General features: G+C 34.3%; 17 protein-coding genes and 1 tRNA gene. 11 read left to right on the forward strand and 7 right to left on the reverse strand.

Annotated elements, in window-relative coordinates; translation table 11 throughout:
• Positions 1-230: 230 nt before the first annotated feature.
• From ACGH6P_RS00305 to secG, 4 genes are all read right to left on the reverse strand, one after another.
• Positions 231-881, reverse strand: coding sequence for a LemA family protein (locus ACGH6P_RS00305; protein ID WP_267352375.1), 651 nt, complete (start codon positions 879-881; stop codon positions 231-233).
• 400 nt (positions 882-1,281) lie between these two features.
• Positions 1,282-1,770 carry a hypothetical protein gene (locus ACGH6P_RS00310; RefSeq protein WP_267352374.1) on the reverse strand — a complete coding sequence of 163 codons (489 nt, stop codon included), beginning with the start codon at positions 1,768-1,770 and terminating at the stop codon, positions 1,282-1,284.
• Between the two features lie 565 nt (positions 1,771-2,335).
• Positions 2,336-2,421 (reverse strand) — tRNA-Leu (locus ACGH6P_RS00315).
• 7 nt (positions 2,422-2,428) lie between these two features.
• Positions 2,429-2,776, reverse strand: a complete 348-nt coding sequence (gene secG / locus ACGH6P_RS00320; RefSeq protein ID WP_267361386.1) for a preprotein translocase subunit SecG — start codon at positions 2,774-2,776, stop codon at positions 2,429-2,431.
• Between the two features lie 179 nt (positions 2,777-2,955).
• Between secG and thiI the strand changes: the two genes are divergently transcribed.
• From thiI to trmL, 4 genes are all read left to right on the forward strand, one after another.
• Positions 2,956-4,404 (forward strand): tRNA uracil 4-sulfurtransferase ThiI, encoded by a 1,449-nt coding sequence (gene thiI / locus ACGH6P_RS00325; RefSeq protein WP_267361388.1) that lies wholly within the window; start codon positions 2,956-2,958, stop codon positions 4,402-4,404.
• 140 nt (positions 4,405-4,544) lie between these two features.
• A complete protein-coding gene (locus tag ACGH6P_RS00330) occupies positions 4,545-5,264 on the forward strand; it encodes a response regulator (protein WP_065558927.1) in 720 nt (239 codons plus the stop codon).
• 28 nt (positions 5,265-5,292) lie between these two features.
• A complete protein-coding gene (gene cpxA, locus ACGH6P_RS00335) occupies positions 5,293-6,675 on the forward strand; it encodes an envelope stress sensor histidine kinase CpxA (RefSeq protein ID WP_411589936.1) in 1,383 nt (460 codons plus the stop codon).
• A gap of 12 nt (positions 6,676-6,687) precedes the next feature.
• Positions 6,688-7,173: a tRNA (uridine(34)/cytosine(34)/5-carboxymethylaminomethyluridine(34)-2'-O)-methyltransferase TrmL gene (gene trmL, locus ACGH6P_RS00340; protein WP_411596458.1), complete on the forward strand. Its 486-nt coding sequence runs from the start codon at positions 6,688-6,690 to the stop codon at positions 7,171-7,173.
• 158 nt (positions 7,174-7,331) lie between these two features.
• On the opposite strand, the gene efp is transcribed toward trmL, so the two are convergent.
• Complete coding sequence (efp, locus tag ACGH6P_RS00345; RefSeq protein ID WP_034882790.1) at positions 7,332-7,898, reverse strand: elongation factor P; 567 nt, start codon at positions 7,896-7,898, stop codon at positions 7,332-7,334.
• A gap of 32 nt (positions 7,899-7,930) precedes the next feature.
• On the opposite strand from efp, the gene epmB reads away from it, so the two are divergent.
• From epmB to nudC, 6 genes are all read left to right on the forward strand, one after another.
• Positions 7,931-8,956 carry an EF-P beta-lysylation protein EpmB gene (epmB, locus tag ACGH6P_RS00350; RefSeq protein WP_411596459.1) on the forward strand — a complete coding sequence of 342 codons (1,026 nt, stop codon included), beginning with the start codon at positions 7,931-7,933 and terminating at the stop codon, positions 8,954-8,956.
• 200 nt (positions 8,957-9,156) lie between these two features.
• A complete protein-coding gene (gene rpmH, locus ACGH6P_RS00355; RefSeq protein ID WP_039105005.1) occupies positions 9,157-9,297 on the forward strand; it encodes a 50S ribosomal protein L34 in 141 nt (46 codons plus the stop codon).
• A gap of 11 nt (positions 9,298-9,308) precedes the next feature.
• A complete protein-coding gene (gene rnpA, locus ACGH6P_RS00360; RefSeq protein WP_411589934.1) occupies positions 9,309-9,665 on the forward strand; it encodes a ribonuclease P protein component in 357 nt (118 codons plus the stop codon).
• Between the two features lie 32 nt (positions 9,666-9,697).
• Positions 9,698-9,955 (forward strand): membrane protein insertion efficiency factor YidD, encoded by a 258-nt coding sequence (yidD, locus tag ACGH6P_RS00365; RefSeq protein ID WP_267352429.1) that lies wholly within the window; start codon positions 9,698-9,700, stop codon positions 9,953-9,955.
• On the forward strand, positions 9,955-11,583 hold the full coding sequence (gene yidC, locus ACGH6P_RS00370) for a membrane protein insertase YidC (RefSeq protein WP_267380889.1): 1,629 nt from the start codon (positions 9,955-9,957) through the stop codon (positions 11,581-11,583). The genes yidD and yidC overlap by 1 nt, the downstream gene beginning before the upstream one ends.
• A gap of 63 nt (positions 11,584-11,646) precedes the next feature.
• On the forward strand, positions 11,647-12,453 hold the full coding sequence (gene nudC, locus ACGH6P_RS00375; RefSeq protein ID WP_267352368.1) for an NAD(+) diphosphatase: 807 nt from the start codon (positions 11,647-11,649) through the stop codon (positions 12,451-12,453).
• 74 nt (positions 12,454-12,527) lie between these two features.
• On the opposite strand, the gene ACGH6P_RS00380 is transcribed toward nudC, so the two are convergent.
• Both ACGH6P_RS00380 and hemB read right to left on the reverse strand, forming a co-directional pair.
• On the reverse strand, positions 12,528-13,298 hold the full coding sequence (locus ACGH6P_RS00380) for a hypothetical protein (RefSeq protein WP_267352367.1): 771 nt from the start codon (positions 13,296-13,298) through the stop codon (positions 12,528-12,530).
• Positions 13,299-13,610: 312 nt separating this feature from the next.
• Positions 13,611-14,621, reverse strand: coding sequence for a porphobilinogen synthase (hemB, locus tag ACGH6P_RS00385; protein ID WP_411596460.1), 1,011 nt, complete (start codon positions 14,619-14,621; stop codon positions 13,611-13,613).
• Between the two features lie 189 nt (positions 14,622-14,810).
• On the opposite strand from hemB, the gene rpsU reads away from it, so the two are divergent.
• Positions 14,811-15,026: a 30S ribosomal protein S21 gene (rpsU, locus tag ACGH6P_RS00390; protein WP_034882800.1), complete on the forward strand. Its 216-nt coding sequence runs from the start codon at positions 14,811-14,813 to the stop codon at positions 15,024-15,026.
• The last annotated feature ends 141 nt before the right edge of the window (positions 15,027-15,167 follow it).

A 15,167-nucleotide genomic window follows, 5' to 3' on the forward strand; every position in this document is an offset into this window, starting at 1 on the left:
TTGTCTGATATTAAATTCATCAATTAGCTTTTAATAAAAAGAATATCGAAATTGACTAGGTACGGGTTAACAATATCCAGAAGAGTGCTTTACCTTCATTTTTGAAACCTATGACTATAGAATGCTGAAAATTTAATTAATTGTGATGAAAAACAAAAAATTATTATAAATGAAGATTACCTTGTTATTCTGATAAAACAACAAGGCTGTCGGTGTAAAAATAGGATTAACTAATTTTGTTGATTGGACTGATTATCTTCTGAGTTATTATTTGTTTTTTCTTTAATTTTTTTTACCCTTCCTGAAGCTACTGAGGCCATTCTACCAATTGTGTCTCTTAATATTTTACCATCGTCGGTTTTAAACGATGCTTGTTGTTCAGTACCATTTTGATCCATTTCAAAATAGGCCGCTTCACCAAATCCTAGTTTACTAGCATAGAATAGATGAGGAACACTACCGCGAGTGGAATTATATACTTGTACTGCGGCATTATAAGCTTCTCTTCGTATCAGAACGGAGTTTTCAATTTCATCTAATTGAACCATTAATTGTTGGTAAGTTGTATTGGCTTTTAAATCAGGATATCGATTAGCTAACATTTGAACATTACCTAATATCTGAGAAGTTTGTGACGTGCGGGTAGCTGCGTTGCTAATGCTGTCACTTTCAGTAATGGTAAAGTGTGTAAGCTTTTCGTGATTCCCATAGCTCGAAGCAATATCAGAAAGTCGTTGTGCTATATCTTGTCTCTTTTTGACCGTAGCATAAATATTAGCCTGTGTCTGCTTAACATTTTCGGCTAAACCACGTAGTTTATTATAGGCAAAGAATAACCAACCGGTGATAAAAATTAGAATAATAATAATAGTTGATAACATACATATCCTTATTAAATATCCAATAACTCTTATGTCTAACTATAAGATTGTTAAATTGATGATGCAAATTAACATAAAAATACAATTTTAACAACTAGTTGTTAATTATAAAATTTTTGAAACTGATTAAGTTTTAAGGAAAATTTAGATATTCACATAGGATATTTCTTATTTTAGTTATCGCCATTATCATTGATTTGTAAAGATAATTTTAGAAATGCTTTTTTGGTAAACTAACGTGAGTTTTCAATACAAATCGAGTTAGAAGAATAAAATTCTAATTTGTGGTGACCGATTAAATTTCATTTTTAAAGAAAAATATAAGTTAATATAATTAAAAAGCAAATTATCGATTTGCAAATCCTTATTATATTAACTTATTTGCTATCATTATTTTGAATTAATAATTACTCAAATCTGATTGCCAAAGGATATACGGATCATAATCATCATCCCCATCTGGTAAAGCTCCTGTTTTTGGCGCCTGTGTAAAATCGGTTTCAGCTAATTGACCATTATCGAGATACTCTATTTTCCATATCAATAAATTTTTTCTACTTTCGGGTTTATCAAGGTTATAACTAATATGAGAAAGTGAATTATGATAAATAATTTGTCGCCAGCAAGCATCAGAATTTTTAATACAGTATTTGATACTAATTGGCTGATATTTTTTTCCATCTTTCAATAACACGGGTATGGCTTTTTGTTCTTGGCTATCAACAAAAAATGACAAAGAAAGATTATCGGCTAAATGAGCTTTATATTCAGTATAATCGGTATTTGTTTGTGACTGAGGTTGTTTTTGGAAACTATTTTGACTTTCATCTGCATAACTATTACTACCATACAAACTACATAAGAATAATATAGGAATGAATTTTTTCATGATATATTCCATTGTTTCGTTTAGTAAATTGGATTAAGTAATATAGCCAAATGATTAAAGGCTAATAGAAAAGCTATGACAAAAAAATTAGTTATAGCGTACTTAATAGAATAACTTAAAAAGAAAATAATATGTAGTCATTTCTTGTTAGTGTAGTGATAACATAAGAAAAATTAACCAGTATTAACAAATATTAATCGCGATTTAAAAAAAGAGAATAATTTAAGTGATTAAGCCCTATACCAACCAATAGATTAACCTTATTCAAAAGCAAAGGAATAAAAATAATCAAACCAAATTAAACTCAAAACTAAATTGTTGCTGTCTGATAACGAATAATCTTTATCTTATAATTTAATTGTTTTGATTTGAGTAACTGTTAATAGGACAGTTATACAAGCCATCGTTATACGATTTTTAGTTATATGAGATAAGTATACCTAAATAATGTGGTTGTAAATGTATCTTATGGACGCTTGAAGAATAGAAAACTAGGCTTTAAGGCTTTTTTTACTAGCTTTGATGTGTTTTAAAGAATTTTGAAGAATGTTGCTGATTATTGAATTGGTGCCGTGGGCGGGACTTGAACCCGCATGCCCTTAGAGCACTACCCCCTCAAGATAGCGTGTCTACCAATTTCACCACCACGGCGCCGTAATTAATTTGGAATATCCGATGTCGGATTATCATTTGTTGTTTGTTGTGTTGCTTGTTCGCTTGTATTTTGTTGTGTTGTCACAGGCGTACTTTCATTCACATCAATGTGACTGAATTTACTGGTACCGACCATGTTAGATAACACAATGCTTAATGCAAAGAATAGCACACCTAAAACGGTAGTTGTACGTGTTAAAAAGTTACCACTGCCTGATGAACCAAATAAGGTTGCAGATGCACCTGCCCCAAATGAAGAGCCCATTTCAGCACCTTTACCACGCTGTATTAATACTAGTACAATTATTGCTAAAGCAATAACCAAATAACCTGCTATTAAAATTCCGTACATTTTAACCTGTCACTTTTTAAGTGTTATACAACAAAAATTTATAGATGCGGAATATTAGCGAAAGTGTGACAAACAAGCAAGTATATTTTCTTATTTTCTGTATTTATCGTAATCAATTGTATGTTTCCGGGGTAAAAATCAGTATAATGTCGCCATTTTTATTATAGTATCGTTGTTTTATGAAATTTATTGTTAAGCTGTTTCCTGAAATTACCATTAAAAGTGAATCTGTTCGTTTACGTTTTATAAAAATATTGACCAGTAATATTCGTAACATTTTGAAACGTCATATTGAAGACGTTGCGGTTATTCGTCATTGGGATTTTATTGAAGTCCGTCCAAAAGTTGCCAACAGTGAAGCGCAAATTCTTAATTTATTAATCCGGATTCCCGGTATTCATCATATTTTAGCGGTCGATGAGCTGCCTTATGTGGATATTCACGACATATTCGAAAAAGCATTGAATTACTATGCGCCGTTAATCGAAAACAAATCATTTTGTGTACGGGTTAAACGTCGAGGAAAACATGATTTTACCTCGATTGATGTTGAGCGTTATGTCGGTGGGGGGCTTAATCAATATGTTGCTTCATCTAAAGTGAAATTAACTCGCCCTGACATTACCGTTAATTTAGAAATTGATAAAGATAAGTTGTTGCTTGTTAAAGGTCGATATGATGGTATTGGTGGGTTTCCAACAGGCACACAAGAAGATGTGATTTCGTTAATTTCAGGCGGTTTTGATTCTGGTGTGTCAAGCTATATGCTTATTAGACGTGGCTGTCGTGTTCATTATTGCTTTTTTAATCTTGGCGGTAAGACACATGAAATTGGTGTTAAACAGATGGCGCATTATTTATGGGAGCGTTTTGGGAGTTCGCATAAAGTCCGTTTTATTGCTATCGATTTTGCCGACGTGGTAGGTGAGATTCTTGAAAAGGTGGATGACGGTCAAATGGGCGTTATTCTTAAACGAATGATGATTCGAGCTGCCTCAAAAATTGCTCAGCGCTATAAGGTCGAAGCGTTAGTGACTGGTGAGGCTTTAGGGCAAGTCTCAAGTCAAACTTTAACCAATTTACGCTTAATCGATAATGTCAGTGATACTTTAGTGTTACGTCCTCTTATTACGCATGATAAAGAAACTATTATTAATCTTGCTCGTCAGATTGGAACGGAAGATATTGCTAAAACGATGCCAGAATTTTGTGGTGTGATTTCGAAAAGTCCAACCGTGAAAGCAGTAAAAGAAAAAATTGAAGCCGAAGAGTTGAATTTTGATTTTTCTATTTTAGATAAGGCGGTTGACGAAGCTGAAAATATCGATATCCGCGAAATTGCTAAACAAGCCGATACAACTATCACGCAAGTAGAAACTGTTAGTAAACTTAATGATGAACATGTGGTTATTGATATTCGTTCCCCAGATGAACAAGAAGATCAGCCTCTTGAATTAAGCGATGTTGAAGTTAAGCTTATTCCATTTTATAAGTTGGCCACTCAATTCGGCGATTTAGATCAATCTAAGCAATATTTACTTTATTGTGCTCGAGGTGTAATGAGTAAATTACAGGCTTTATACCTTATTGAACAGGGTTTTTGTAACGTTAAAATATTTAAAGAATAAAATTGCTAAGAATTTTGTATATTGTTAGCACTTTTTGCATATATAATAACGGTAAGGAAAAAATAAAAGCTATATCAATAATAGGATTAATTTTAATTAAAATATAAATATTATGAATCAATAGGATTAAGAGGGTTGTAATGAACAAATTACTTGTAGTTGATGATGATCCAGAGATAGCCTCGTTGTTGTGTGAATTATTAGAATTAGAAGGATTTGAAGTTGTAACAGCTAATAATGGAGTACAGGCTTTAGATAAGTTTGATAATACCATTGATCTTATATTACTTGATATTATGATGCCTGAAATGAATGGATTAAGTGTTTTATCTCAACTTAGAAATAAATACACGGTTCCAGTTATTTTTTTAACAGCTAAAGACAACGAGTTTGACAAAATTATTGGACTTGAACTTGGTGCAGATGATTATATCTTGAAACCATTTAATGATAGGGAGTTAGTTGCGCGGATTAACGCACTATTACGTCGTAAACGTTGGGATAATTTAGTTGGTGGCTTTGGTGAGAAGTCTCTTCAATATACGATTGATAAATTAACCGTTAATCGAAAGCAACAATCTGTTTCTTTTGATGACAAATATATTGAATTAACAGGCACCGAATTTCAAATATTATTAAAACTTCTTGAAAATGCAGGAAAAATAATTTCTCGTGATACCTTGAGTGAAACAGTGCTTGGTAAAGAGTTTATTCCTCTTGCGCGTTCAATTGATGTTCATGTTTCTAATTTACGTAAGAAGCTTCCACCCCGTAGTGATGGCTTACCGTGGATTAAAACATTGCGATCTAAGGGCTATCTATTTGTCGTAGATCAGAATGATGATCTGTTACAAAGTTAGATGTTGTTTATTAAAAAGGTAAGAAGATATGTGGATTTTTGATCGTCTGACTATCCGAATATTCACTATATTCTTACTGACAATAGCTTTTTTTTTGATGCTGATTATCGTTTTGCCGACTCTGGATTCCCGAAATTTAACTTATTTGGCGAATAAAGAAAAAGAAACTGGCAATATACTCGCTAATCAGCTCGAAAAAGAGCTAATCAATGTTCCTAAAAATAGTTTTCGTTGGTGGATGCGTTTTATTGTTGTTATGGATAATCATCAAAAATCCGAACAATTCTTATTTATCTTAACACCCAATGAGCAAATCATAACCGCAGATACTAAAAACATAGATTTAGTAAAAAACTTTAGTGAAAAATCTCATAATGTTGATGATCCTGCTAAAAAGATTTATGGTTCGCAAGAAATCATCGGTCCATTTCTGGTTAATTACGCTAAAGAGCAATATAAATTGTATGTTTTACAACCAGCATCGGATATTCAATCGCAGTTTGTTAGCCTTATCTTCGATCATCCCTTTTTGTTGTTAGCATTAACGATGTTAATTAGCTCGCCATTTTTACTTTGGTTATCTTGGAGTATCGCAAAACCAGCAAGACGTTTAAAAAGTGCAGCTGATCAGGTTGCTAAAGGTAATTTACAAGAGTGGCCAGATCTCGAAACAATTGGTTCTTCTGAGTATAAAGCAACAGGTGCAAGTTTTAACCATATGTTACGGGAACTGAAACGAATGCAAGAATCTCAGCAACGTTTGTTTTCCGATATCTCTCATGAATTACGAACACCATTAACACGTTTACAGCTTGCTGCATCATTATTGCGTCGTAAGCAAGGCGAAGGCACAGAAGTCACTCGTATTAATAATGAAGCCTTAAAACTCGATGCCATGATTGGTGATCTATTATCATTAGCCAGACATCAATATGATAATAATGAGATTCGGGAATTAAATAGTATTAATGTGTTATTTAAGCAAGTGCTTGATAATGCCACATTTGAAGCAGAACAAATTGGAAAAGATTTCTTAATTATGAATCCACCCAGCAATCAGACTATTTTGTGTTATCCTGCGGCGTTATGTAGTGCGCTTGAAAATGTAATACGCAATGCTTTTCGTTATTCAAATCATAAAATTGTGGTGGATTTTGTCGCGCATCATAAACACCTAACTATTACTATTGACGATGATGGGTTAGGGGTGGCAGATAATGAATTAGAACAGATCTTTAGACCCTTTTATCGTACCAGCGAAGCACGAGATCGTGAATCAGGTGGGACAGGTTTAGGTTTAGCTATTGTTTGTAATGCGATTACACGAGACCACGGAACTGTTAAAGCAGAGAAAAGTCCGTTAGGGGGACTAAGAGTTGTGATAGTATTGCCTATCCAAAATAAAAAATAGAAGAGAATTGTTGTGTCTAAAGCGCCATTAAATATTGTTTTGTTCGAACCCGAAATTCCTGCTAATACAGGTAATATTATCCGTCTTTGTGCAAATACGGGCTTTAATTTACATATTATTGAACCAATGGGATTCTTTTGGGATGATAAAAAACTTAGGCGTGCAGGATTGGATTATCAAGAGTTTGTCGATGTAAAACGTTATAAAAATATTCATCATTTTTTAGAATCAAACCAACTTGAGTTAGCCACCCAAGTTTATGCATTAACTACAAAAGGGCAAAAGTCACATAGTGAAGTCAGTTATAAACACAATGACTTTTTGATGTTTGGCCCAGAAACACGGGGATTACCAGCTTCTATACTTGATGTGCTTCCACAAGATCATAAAATTCGCATTCCTATGTTAGCCAATAGCCGTAGCATGAATTTATCTAACTCCGTTGCGGTGGTAGTTTATGAATCATGGCGACAATTAGGTTATATCGGTGCTAAATAACTATTTAGTCGTTGTTTGAAAAACTGGAAATGAAGGATAAAAAAGAGTTTAGATATTTTATCAATGTTGACAAGTAACTTTGTGAGCGTTGTTTGGAATATAGCTAGACTATTTAAGCCTCGCTATATTCTTTCAATCGTTAAGATACTTAACCGATTTTATTTAACACGTGAAACGTATTCGCCTGAACGTGTATCAACTTTAAGTACTTCACCAATTTGTACAAACAGTGGTACACGGACAACAGCACCAGTTGATAATGTTGCCGGTTTACCGCCAGTTCCTGCTGTATCACCTTTTAAACCTGGATCTGTTTCGATAACTTCAAGTTCAACAAAATTAGGTGGGGTAACGGCGATAGGTTGTCCGTTCCATAATGTTAAGATACATTCTGCTTGATCAACTAACCATTTAGCGTTGTCTCCAACCGCTTTCGCATCAGCAGATAATTGTTCAAATGTGTCGTTATTCATGAAGTGCCAAAATTCACCGTCGGTATATAAATAAGTTAGATTCATATCGACAACATCGGCAGCTTCAACTGATTCACCTGATTTGAACGTTTTATCAACGGTTTTACCAGAAAGTAATTTTTTAATTTTAACGCGGTTAATTGCTTGCCCTTTTCCGGGTTTATAAAATTCGTTTTCAACAATTACGCACGGCTCACCATCTTGCATTATTTTAAGACCGGCTTTAAACTCATTAGTACTATAAGATGCCATAAAAGCTCCAACTATCATTCTGAATTACAAAAATGAGCCATATTATACAGCAAAAAGTTGAACTACCAAATAAAGATGACTGGATTTTTGATCTTGCTAATGTTGTGACCGATATTAAGCAACTTTATTGTTATTTAGATTTGGATCCAGATACGATTTCTATATCTATGAAACAAGCGAAAAAACAGTTTCCGCTTCGAGTTCCTATGGCTTTTATTCATCGAATGAAGAAGGGTGACTATACGGATCCGCTATTGTTACAAGTGCTTTGTAATGATAATGAAATGATTGAAGTTAGTGGTTTTAGTGCTGATCCGTTACTAGAACAAGATAACGCCATTCCGGGATTATTGCATAAATATCACAATCGAGCCTTATTGATGACTAAAACGGCGTGTGCAATTAATTGTCGTTACTGTTTTAGGCGACATTTTCCTTATCATGAAAATCAAGGTAATAAAAAAAATTTAACGGTTGCATTAGATTATATTGCGAATCATCCAGAGCTTGATGAAATCATATTATCTGGTGGTGATCCATTAATGGCTAAAGATCATGAGTTGGATTATTTAATCAGTGGATTAGAAAAAATTAAGCATGTTAAACGGCTACGCATTCATACCCGTTTAGCGGTAGTGATTCCTTCACGTATTACTGATACACTTTGTCGACTTTTTGCTAAAAGTCGTTTACAAATTGTTGTTGTCACGCATATTAATCATCCTAATGAAATTGATGATGATGTGTCACAAGCGGTTAATCAATTAAAGCAACATAATGTGACCGTTCTTAATCAAAGTGTGTTATTGAAAAATATTAATGATAATGTAACGACGTTAGCACAATTGAGTAATAAGCTATTTGATAATGGTATATTGCCTTATTACATACATTTATTAGATAAAGTACAAGGAGCCGCTCATTTTTTGGTGGAAGACAAGCACGCTAAACAATTAATGAAGCAGTTATCTGAACAGGTATCGGGTTATTTAGTTCCTAAATTAGCACGTGAAGTCGGCGGTGAAAAAAGTAAGCGAGTTCTAACTTTTAATGAATAATTTATTCGATATTAAAGGGTGACATGATATCTGATACTTACGGCAGTGACGGCTATTTTAGGTTATTTTTATATCATTTATCTTTTAAAATCTCATTGACGAAAAATAAAATAGCCTCTATAATTCCGACCTCTTTAATTAATGCTGTGGAGTTTTTACTCTACAACTTGTTGATAAATTAGATTTGGATATAAATCGTCATGAAACGCACATTTCAACCATCAGTATTAAAACGCAACAGAACTCACGGTTTCCGTGCACGTATGGCTACTAAAAACGGTCGTCAAGTTCTTGCTCGCCGTCGTGCTAAAGGCCGTGCTCGTTTAACTGTTTCTAGCTAATTTAAAGTTGAGTGACTAAACTCACTTTTCCTCGGGAGTTGCGCTTGTTAACTCCCTTTGATTTCAATTATGTTTTTCAAGAATCCACACGAGCGGGATCGCCTTTTCTTACGCTAATTACTCGTAAAAACCAGTTATCGCATCCACGTTTGGGATTTGCTATAGCTAAAAAGCAGGTTAAGCGAGCACATGAGCGTAATCGGATCAAACGACTTGCTAAAGAGTATTTCCGTCATCATCAACATCAATTACCTAACATTGATTTTATTTTAATGGCGAAGCAACCTGTTATAGAATTAGATAATCAACAACTTTTCGCTACATTAGATAAACTATGCCAAAAAATTGTCGGCAAACATCAGATTTAAACAAAATTTTATTAATTATCAAACAGCATGTAATGGCTTGTAAATTATTGATAATAAATATTTTTGTTTTAATGATTCGTGTTTATCAAAAAGTCATTAGCCCTTTATTTGGTCCAAAATGTCGCTTTACCCCAACGTGTTCTCAGTATGCAATAATTGCGCTAAGACGCTTTGGATTATTAAAAGGAGGTTGGCTAACAGTGAAACGTGTATTAAAATGTCACCCTTTACATGAGGGAGGAGAAGATCTTGTTCCTCCTAATATTAAAAACAATAGAGAAAAACACTAATGGGATCTCAACGTAATATTTTAGTTATTGCTTTACTTTTTGTATCGTTTTTTATTTGGAAGGCTTGGGAAGAGGATCATGCCCCTAAACCACCTATTACCAATCAAATGACACAACATGTTAGTGATAATGATTCGAATGATGCTTCACTGCTTGGTAAGAGCATTATTGTCAAATCTGATGTTCTTTCACTTACCATTAATACTTATGGCGGTGATGTGCAAGCGGCTCAATTATTAAAATATGAGCAGACTCTCCATTCAGGTACACCTTTCCAATTGTTAACCTCACGTCCTGATTATGTTTATATTGCCGAAAGTGGTTTAACCGGTAAAGATGGCCCTGATAATGCGACGCAAAACTCTCAACGTCCTGTTTATCAAACAGCGCAGACCGAATATACGTTAGCTGACGGGCAAGATGAACTGCGCGTACCGCTCAGTTATCAAATCAATGGCGTGAAATACACTAAATATTATGTGTTACATCGTGGCAGTTATGCAATTGATGTTGAGTACGCAATTGATAACCAAAGTTCAACGTCTGTTGAAGTTGCGATGTATGGGCAGTTAAAACAGACTATTGAGTTACCTCATGATGCCGTGACTGAAGGCGGTGGTGGATTAGGGCTAAGTGCTTTCCGTGGTACGGCTTACTCTAGCGCTGATACAAATTATAGCAAATACAGTTTTGATGATATTAAAAATAAAGCGTTATCTATCGAAACAACAACAGGCTGGGTTGCGATGTTGCAACACTATTTTGCATCGGCTTGGGTTCCAACACAGGATCAGAAGAATTTATTCTATTCTCGAGCTGCAGCGAAGAATTCGCAAGCAACCATTGGTTTTAAAGGTGAATCCACGACAGTGCAAGCAGGCAGTACGCAAACGATTAGTGCAAAATTGTGGTTAGGGCCTGAAATTCAAAGCGAATTAAAGCAAACAGCAAAACATCTTGATTTAATTGTGGATTATGGTTGGTTATGGTTCTTATCTCAACCTCTATTTTATTTATTGAAATTTATCCAAAGTTTTGTTGGTAATTGGGGAATTGCAATCATTGCTATCACGTTTATCGTTCGTGGTATTTTATTCCCATTAACACGTGCGCAATATCGCTCAATGGCTAGAATGAAGTTATTACAACCTCGTTTACAAGCGTTAAAAGAGCGTTATGGTGATGACCGACAAAAAATGGGCATGGAAACCATGGCGCTTTATAAGCAAGAAAAAGTGAATCCGTTAGGGGGTTGTTTACCACTATTGATTCAAATGCCAATTTTCTTGTCATTATTCTATATGTTAGGTAATAGTGTCGAACTCCGTCATGCGCCATTTGCCCTTTGGATTCATGACTTATCAGCACAAGATCCATATTATATTTTACCGTTATTAATGGGTGGGACAATGTTCTTAATTCAAAAGATGTCACCAACACCTGTCACAGACCCATTACAACAAAAATTGATGACCTATATGCCATTAATCTTTACAGTATTCTTCTTATGGTTCCCATCTGGCTTAGTTTTATACTATATTGTCAGTAATTTATTTACGATTGCGCAGCAACGTATTATCTATTGGGAATTAGAGAAAAAAGGTCTTCACGAAAAGAAAAAGAAATAATGAGAATTTGAAGGAGGAGTAAAATCCTCCTTTTTCGTATCTGTTTTTGAGTATTAATTGATTATGAATATACAGCAACAATTACATTTAACCGGAGATGAAAAGGGATATTGGTTTGTTAGTCAAAATGGGCGTCTATGGTTACCGAATGGTAAAGTGCCGTTTGGACAAGCAAACGAACTGGGTTTTACTCAAGAGCTTGCACAACCAATCGGTGAATGGAATGGACAAACGGCTTGGCTTATTTGCAAGCAAATGAAAAACTCTATGAGTTCTATTCGATCTTTGCTTACCTATGAAGCCGATCAATCATTATTCCATATGGCAGGGCGAGCAGTTCAATTATCTGAATTTTATCGTTCTCACAAGTATTGTGGCTATTGTGGAAGCAAGATGTATATCAGTAAGACGGAATGGTGTTGTATGTGTGATAACTGTAAAGAGCGTTATTATCCACAAATCTCACCTTCTATCATTGTTGCTATTCGAGACAAAAATAAAATTTTACTTGCAAAGCATGTTCGTCATAATCAGGATGATTTATATACTGTCTTGGCGGGATTTACTGAAATTGGCGAAACAATGGAAATGGCCGTTAAGCGAGAAGTTTTCGAAGAATCCAAGATACAAATAAAAAATATCCGTTATGTGGCATCACAACCGTGGCCATTCCCTAATTCGCTAATGATGGCGTATTTAGCTGATTATGACAGCGGAGAGATACAAATAGATAAAAACGAATTAGTTGATGCTGGTTGGTATCATTATTCCAATCTGCCTAAAATCCCAGAATATGGCACAATAGCAAGACGGTTAATCGAAGATACTATTGCGCTATGTCGTGATTACGATAAATTTGGTGAAGATTAAAGTTGTTTTATCGGTTTAATGAATATTTTTAAGTTTAAACGTTTTCATTTTGTTTTCTTAAAAATATTCATATTTTAGTGACGGCTACACCAAACCGCTAATGCATTACAATCCCAGTTTTTCATCATGTCACACCATGCAGAACGCCAACGTCTGACAGTGTTACTGCTAAAATTCATCTTTTTTTCGATTTGTAAATTATTTTCACCTGATACTAATAAATCGATAAATTGTAACCATAAGTCTGCTCTAGGTAATTTATTTAATTGGGTATCACCTAAAATATTAAAACTTTGTCGGCAACGTTTACATCGATAGCATGTTCGTGTTCCGACTTTGATTGTTTCTGATGATCCACAATGGAGACAAGTAGGCGTTTTTTCATTGAGTAATGCCATTATTTTGGTGTTCATGACTTGATGTTGTTCTTCTAAGGTTGTGGTGATTTTGGCTTGTTTATTATCGGTATACCACCTGTATAAACAAGTATAATTTATTTTTAAATATTGAATGATTGCATGATCGCGTCGTATAACTTTTTCAAGTGAACATGCTAATTTTTTGGCAATATATTGATAGCTTTTATTTTTTATACGGTAAGTGAATATTATTTCTAACCAATTAAATGGTGTCAAACGATTGAAAGGAGTATTCGTCGCCGCGGTAGAATACTTATTGCATGCTTTACAACGATAAGTGTTGGTCGGGTTTGTCCGAATCAAATAAAAATCGCTTTTACCACAAAATGGACATGCTTCAAAACGTTGCAGAGTTATTCTTCTTAAGTTATGAAGAAAATTATTAAGATCATTGTGTAATTCAGATGGAACTAATTCATAAATCATTTATTACTCCCTAATCACTTGCTATCACAAATATTATCAGATATTTAGCTTAACAAGTAGGTGAGCTAACACTTTTTTACATTATTCTGATTTGTAAATTTTGAAGTTTTTTTAAGAAATTTTTTCTCGATATTGAAATTTTAAGAAAACTAAATTAATGGACGATTAACAATTAAGATGATTTTAAAATCTAGATATTTTATAATTGGTTAACTAATTTTTTGTTCATCAAAATCTTAAATAAAGAGGCGGGTAAAAATCGACATGCAAATCTATGCATGTCAATTTTATAAATGGCTAAAATTAATTTTGTTAAGTGTTATTTAACCATTCGGCGACTTGTTTAGAGAAATAGCTTAATATGCCATCTGCACCAGCGCGTTTAAAGCAGAGTAATGATTCCATAATTGCTGATTTTTCATCTAACCAATTATTTTCAATTGCTGCTTTTAACATGGCATATTCCCCAGATACTTGATAGGCAAAAGTCGGAACGGCAAAGGTGTCTTTCACTCGGCGAATAATATCAAGATAAGGCATGCCGGGTTTTACCATGACCATATCAGCACCTTCACTTAAATCTTGATAAATTTCTTGCAAGGCTTCATTGCTATTCGATGGGTCAAGTTGATAAGTTTTTTTATTTCCACCTTTTATATTTTTAGCTGAGCCGACTGCATCTCGGAAAGGGCCATAAAAACTCGAGGCATATTTGGCGGAATAAGCCATTATTTGCGTATTATGAAAACCTTGGACTTCGAGTTCGTCACGAATTGCGCCAATGCGTCCATCCATCATATCGCTTGGTGCGATAATATCAACACCAGCATGAGCTTGCATCAAGGCTTGTTTAACAAGTGTTTCGACAGAAACATCATTTAGAACATAACCATGTTCATTAATAATACCGTCTTGTCCATGAGTAGTATAAGGATCAAGTGCCACGTCGGTTAATATGCCAAGCTCAGGAAATTCTCTTTTTAATGCACGTACGGCTTTTGGGACTAAACCATTTTCATTGTAGGCTTCTTGTGCAAGAAGCGATTTTTTTTCAGGTTCAATAGCGGGAAATAAAGATAAAACCGGAATGCCTAATCGAACAATTTGTTCGGCTTCTTTCAATAACACATCAATGCTCATTCTGTTTACACCTGGCATAGATGCAACTGGTTGAGTAATCTGATTTCCTTCAATAATAAAAACCGGATAAATCAGGTCATTAACACTTAAATTATTTTCGGCAATTAGACGTCGGCTAAAATCTTGTGCCCGATTACGTCTGAGTCGGCGCTTAGGATATTGACCTGTAATAAATGGTGACATAAAAGCTCCTGCTTATTTTTTCTTATTAAAATTAGAGTAATTATCTGATGCCAAAAGCTGTTTAGCAAATTAATTTGCTGTATTAGAATAAATCAAATTTTTACTTTACAACATACGTTGATTAGAGGTAAAATTGCGCACTAATTTTTAGTCCTTTGTGATATTAACCAATTTTGAGGTGAGAGGCACATGCCAGTAATTAAAGTACGTGAAAATGAACCTTTCGATGTAGCATTACGTCGTTTTAAACGTTCTTGCGAAAAAGCAGGAGTTTTAGCTGAAGTTCGTAACCGTGAATTTTACGAAAAACCAACGACAATTCGTAAACGCGCTAAAGCAGCGGCTGTTAAACGTCATGCTAAGAAATTAGAAAGAGAAAACGCTCGTCGCACTCGTTTATATTAATATTTTTGCGATTATTTATACTTAAAATTTAAATTGATATAAAAATCAATTTGTTATATTTTTAATATAAAGAATTCTTACAAGCCGTACACAAGGTACGGCTTGTTGTCTTTCTAAAATGCCAATATTGGTTGAACGTTC

It is taken from the genome of Gilliamella sp. CG25, assembly GCF_046635705.1.
In the GTDB taxonomy this organism is placed as follows: Bacteria; Pseudomonadota; Gammaproteobacteria; order Enterobacterales; family Orbaceae; genus Gilliamella; species Gilliamella apicola_I.

What these genes read in the sequence shown, in the direction of transcription:
- yidC (WP_267380889.1), top strand. Translation starts at nt 9,955, where the DNA reads ATGGGATCTCAACGTAATATTTTAGTTATTGCTTTACTTTTTGTATCG.
- epmB (WP_411596459.1), top strand. Translation starts at nt 7,931, where the DNA reads ATGAGCCATATTATACAGCAAAAAGTTGAACTACCAAATAAAGATGAC.
- ACGH6P_RS00310 (WP_267352374.1), bottom strand. Translation starts at nt 1,770, where the DNA reads ATGAAAAAATTCATTCCTATATTATTCTTATGTAGTTTGTATGGTAGT.
- cpxA (WP_411589936.1), top strand. Translation starts at nt 5,293, where the DNA reads ATGTGGATTTTTGATCGTCTGACTATCCGAATATTCACTATATTCTTA.
- hemB (WP_411596460.1), bottom strand. Translation starts at nt 14,621, where the DNA reads ATGTCACCATTTATTACAGGTCAATATCCTAAGCGCCGACTCAGACGT.
- rpsU (WP_034882800.1), top strand. Translation starts at nt 14,811, where the DNA reads ATGCCAGTAATTAAAGTACGTGAAAATGAACCTTTCGATGTAGCATTA.
- ACGH6P_RS00330 (WP_065558927.1), top strand. Translation starts at nt 4,545, where the DNA reads ATGAACAAATTACTTGTAGTTGATGATGATCCAGAGATAGCCTCGTTG.
- ACGH6P_RS00380 (WP_267352367.1), bottom strand. Translation starts at nt 13,298, where the DNA reads ATGATTTATGAATTAGTTCCATCTGAATTACACAATGATCTTAATAAT.
- yidD (WP_267352429.1), top strand. Translation starts at nt 9,698, where the DNA reads ATGGCTTGTAAATTATTGATAATAAATATTTTTGTTTTAATGATTCGT.
- secG (WP_267361386.1), bottom strand. Translation starts at nt 2,776, where the DNA reads ATGTACGGAATTTTAATAGCAGGTTATTTGGTTATTGCTTTAGCAATA.
- nudC (WP_267352368.1), top strand. Translation starts at nt 11,647, where the DNA reads ATGAATATACAGCAACAATTACATTTAACCGGAGATGAAAAGGGATAT.
- efp (WP_034882790.1), bottom strand. Translation starts at nt 7,898, where the DNA reads ATGGCATCTTATAGTACTAATGAGTTTAAAGCCGGTCTTAAAATAATG.
- thiI (WP_267361388.1), top strand. Translation starts at nt 2,956, where the DNA reads ATGAAATTTATTGTTAAGCTGTTTCCTGAAATTACCATTAAAAGTGAA.
- rpmH (WP_039105005.1), top strand. Translation starts at nt 9,157, where the DNA reads ATGAAACGCACATTTCAACCATCAGTATTAAAACGCAACAGAACTCAC.
- ACGH6P_RS00305 (WP_267352375.1), bottom strand. Translation starts at nt 881, where the DNA reads ATGTTATCAACTATTATTATTATTCTAATTTTTATCACCGGTTGGTTA.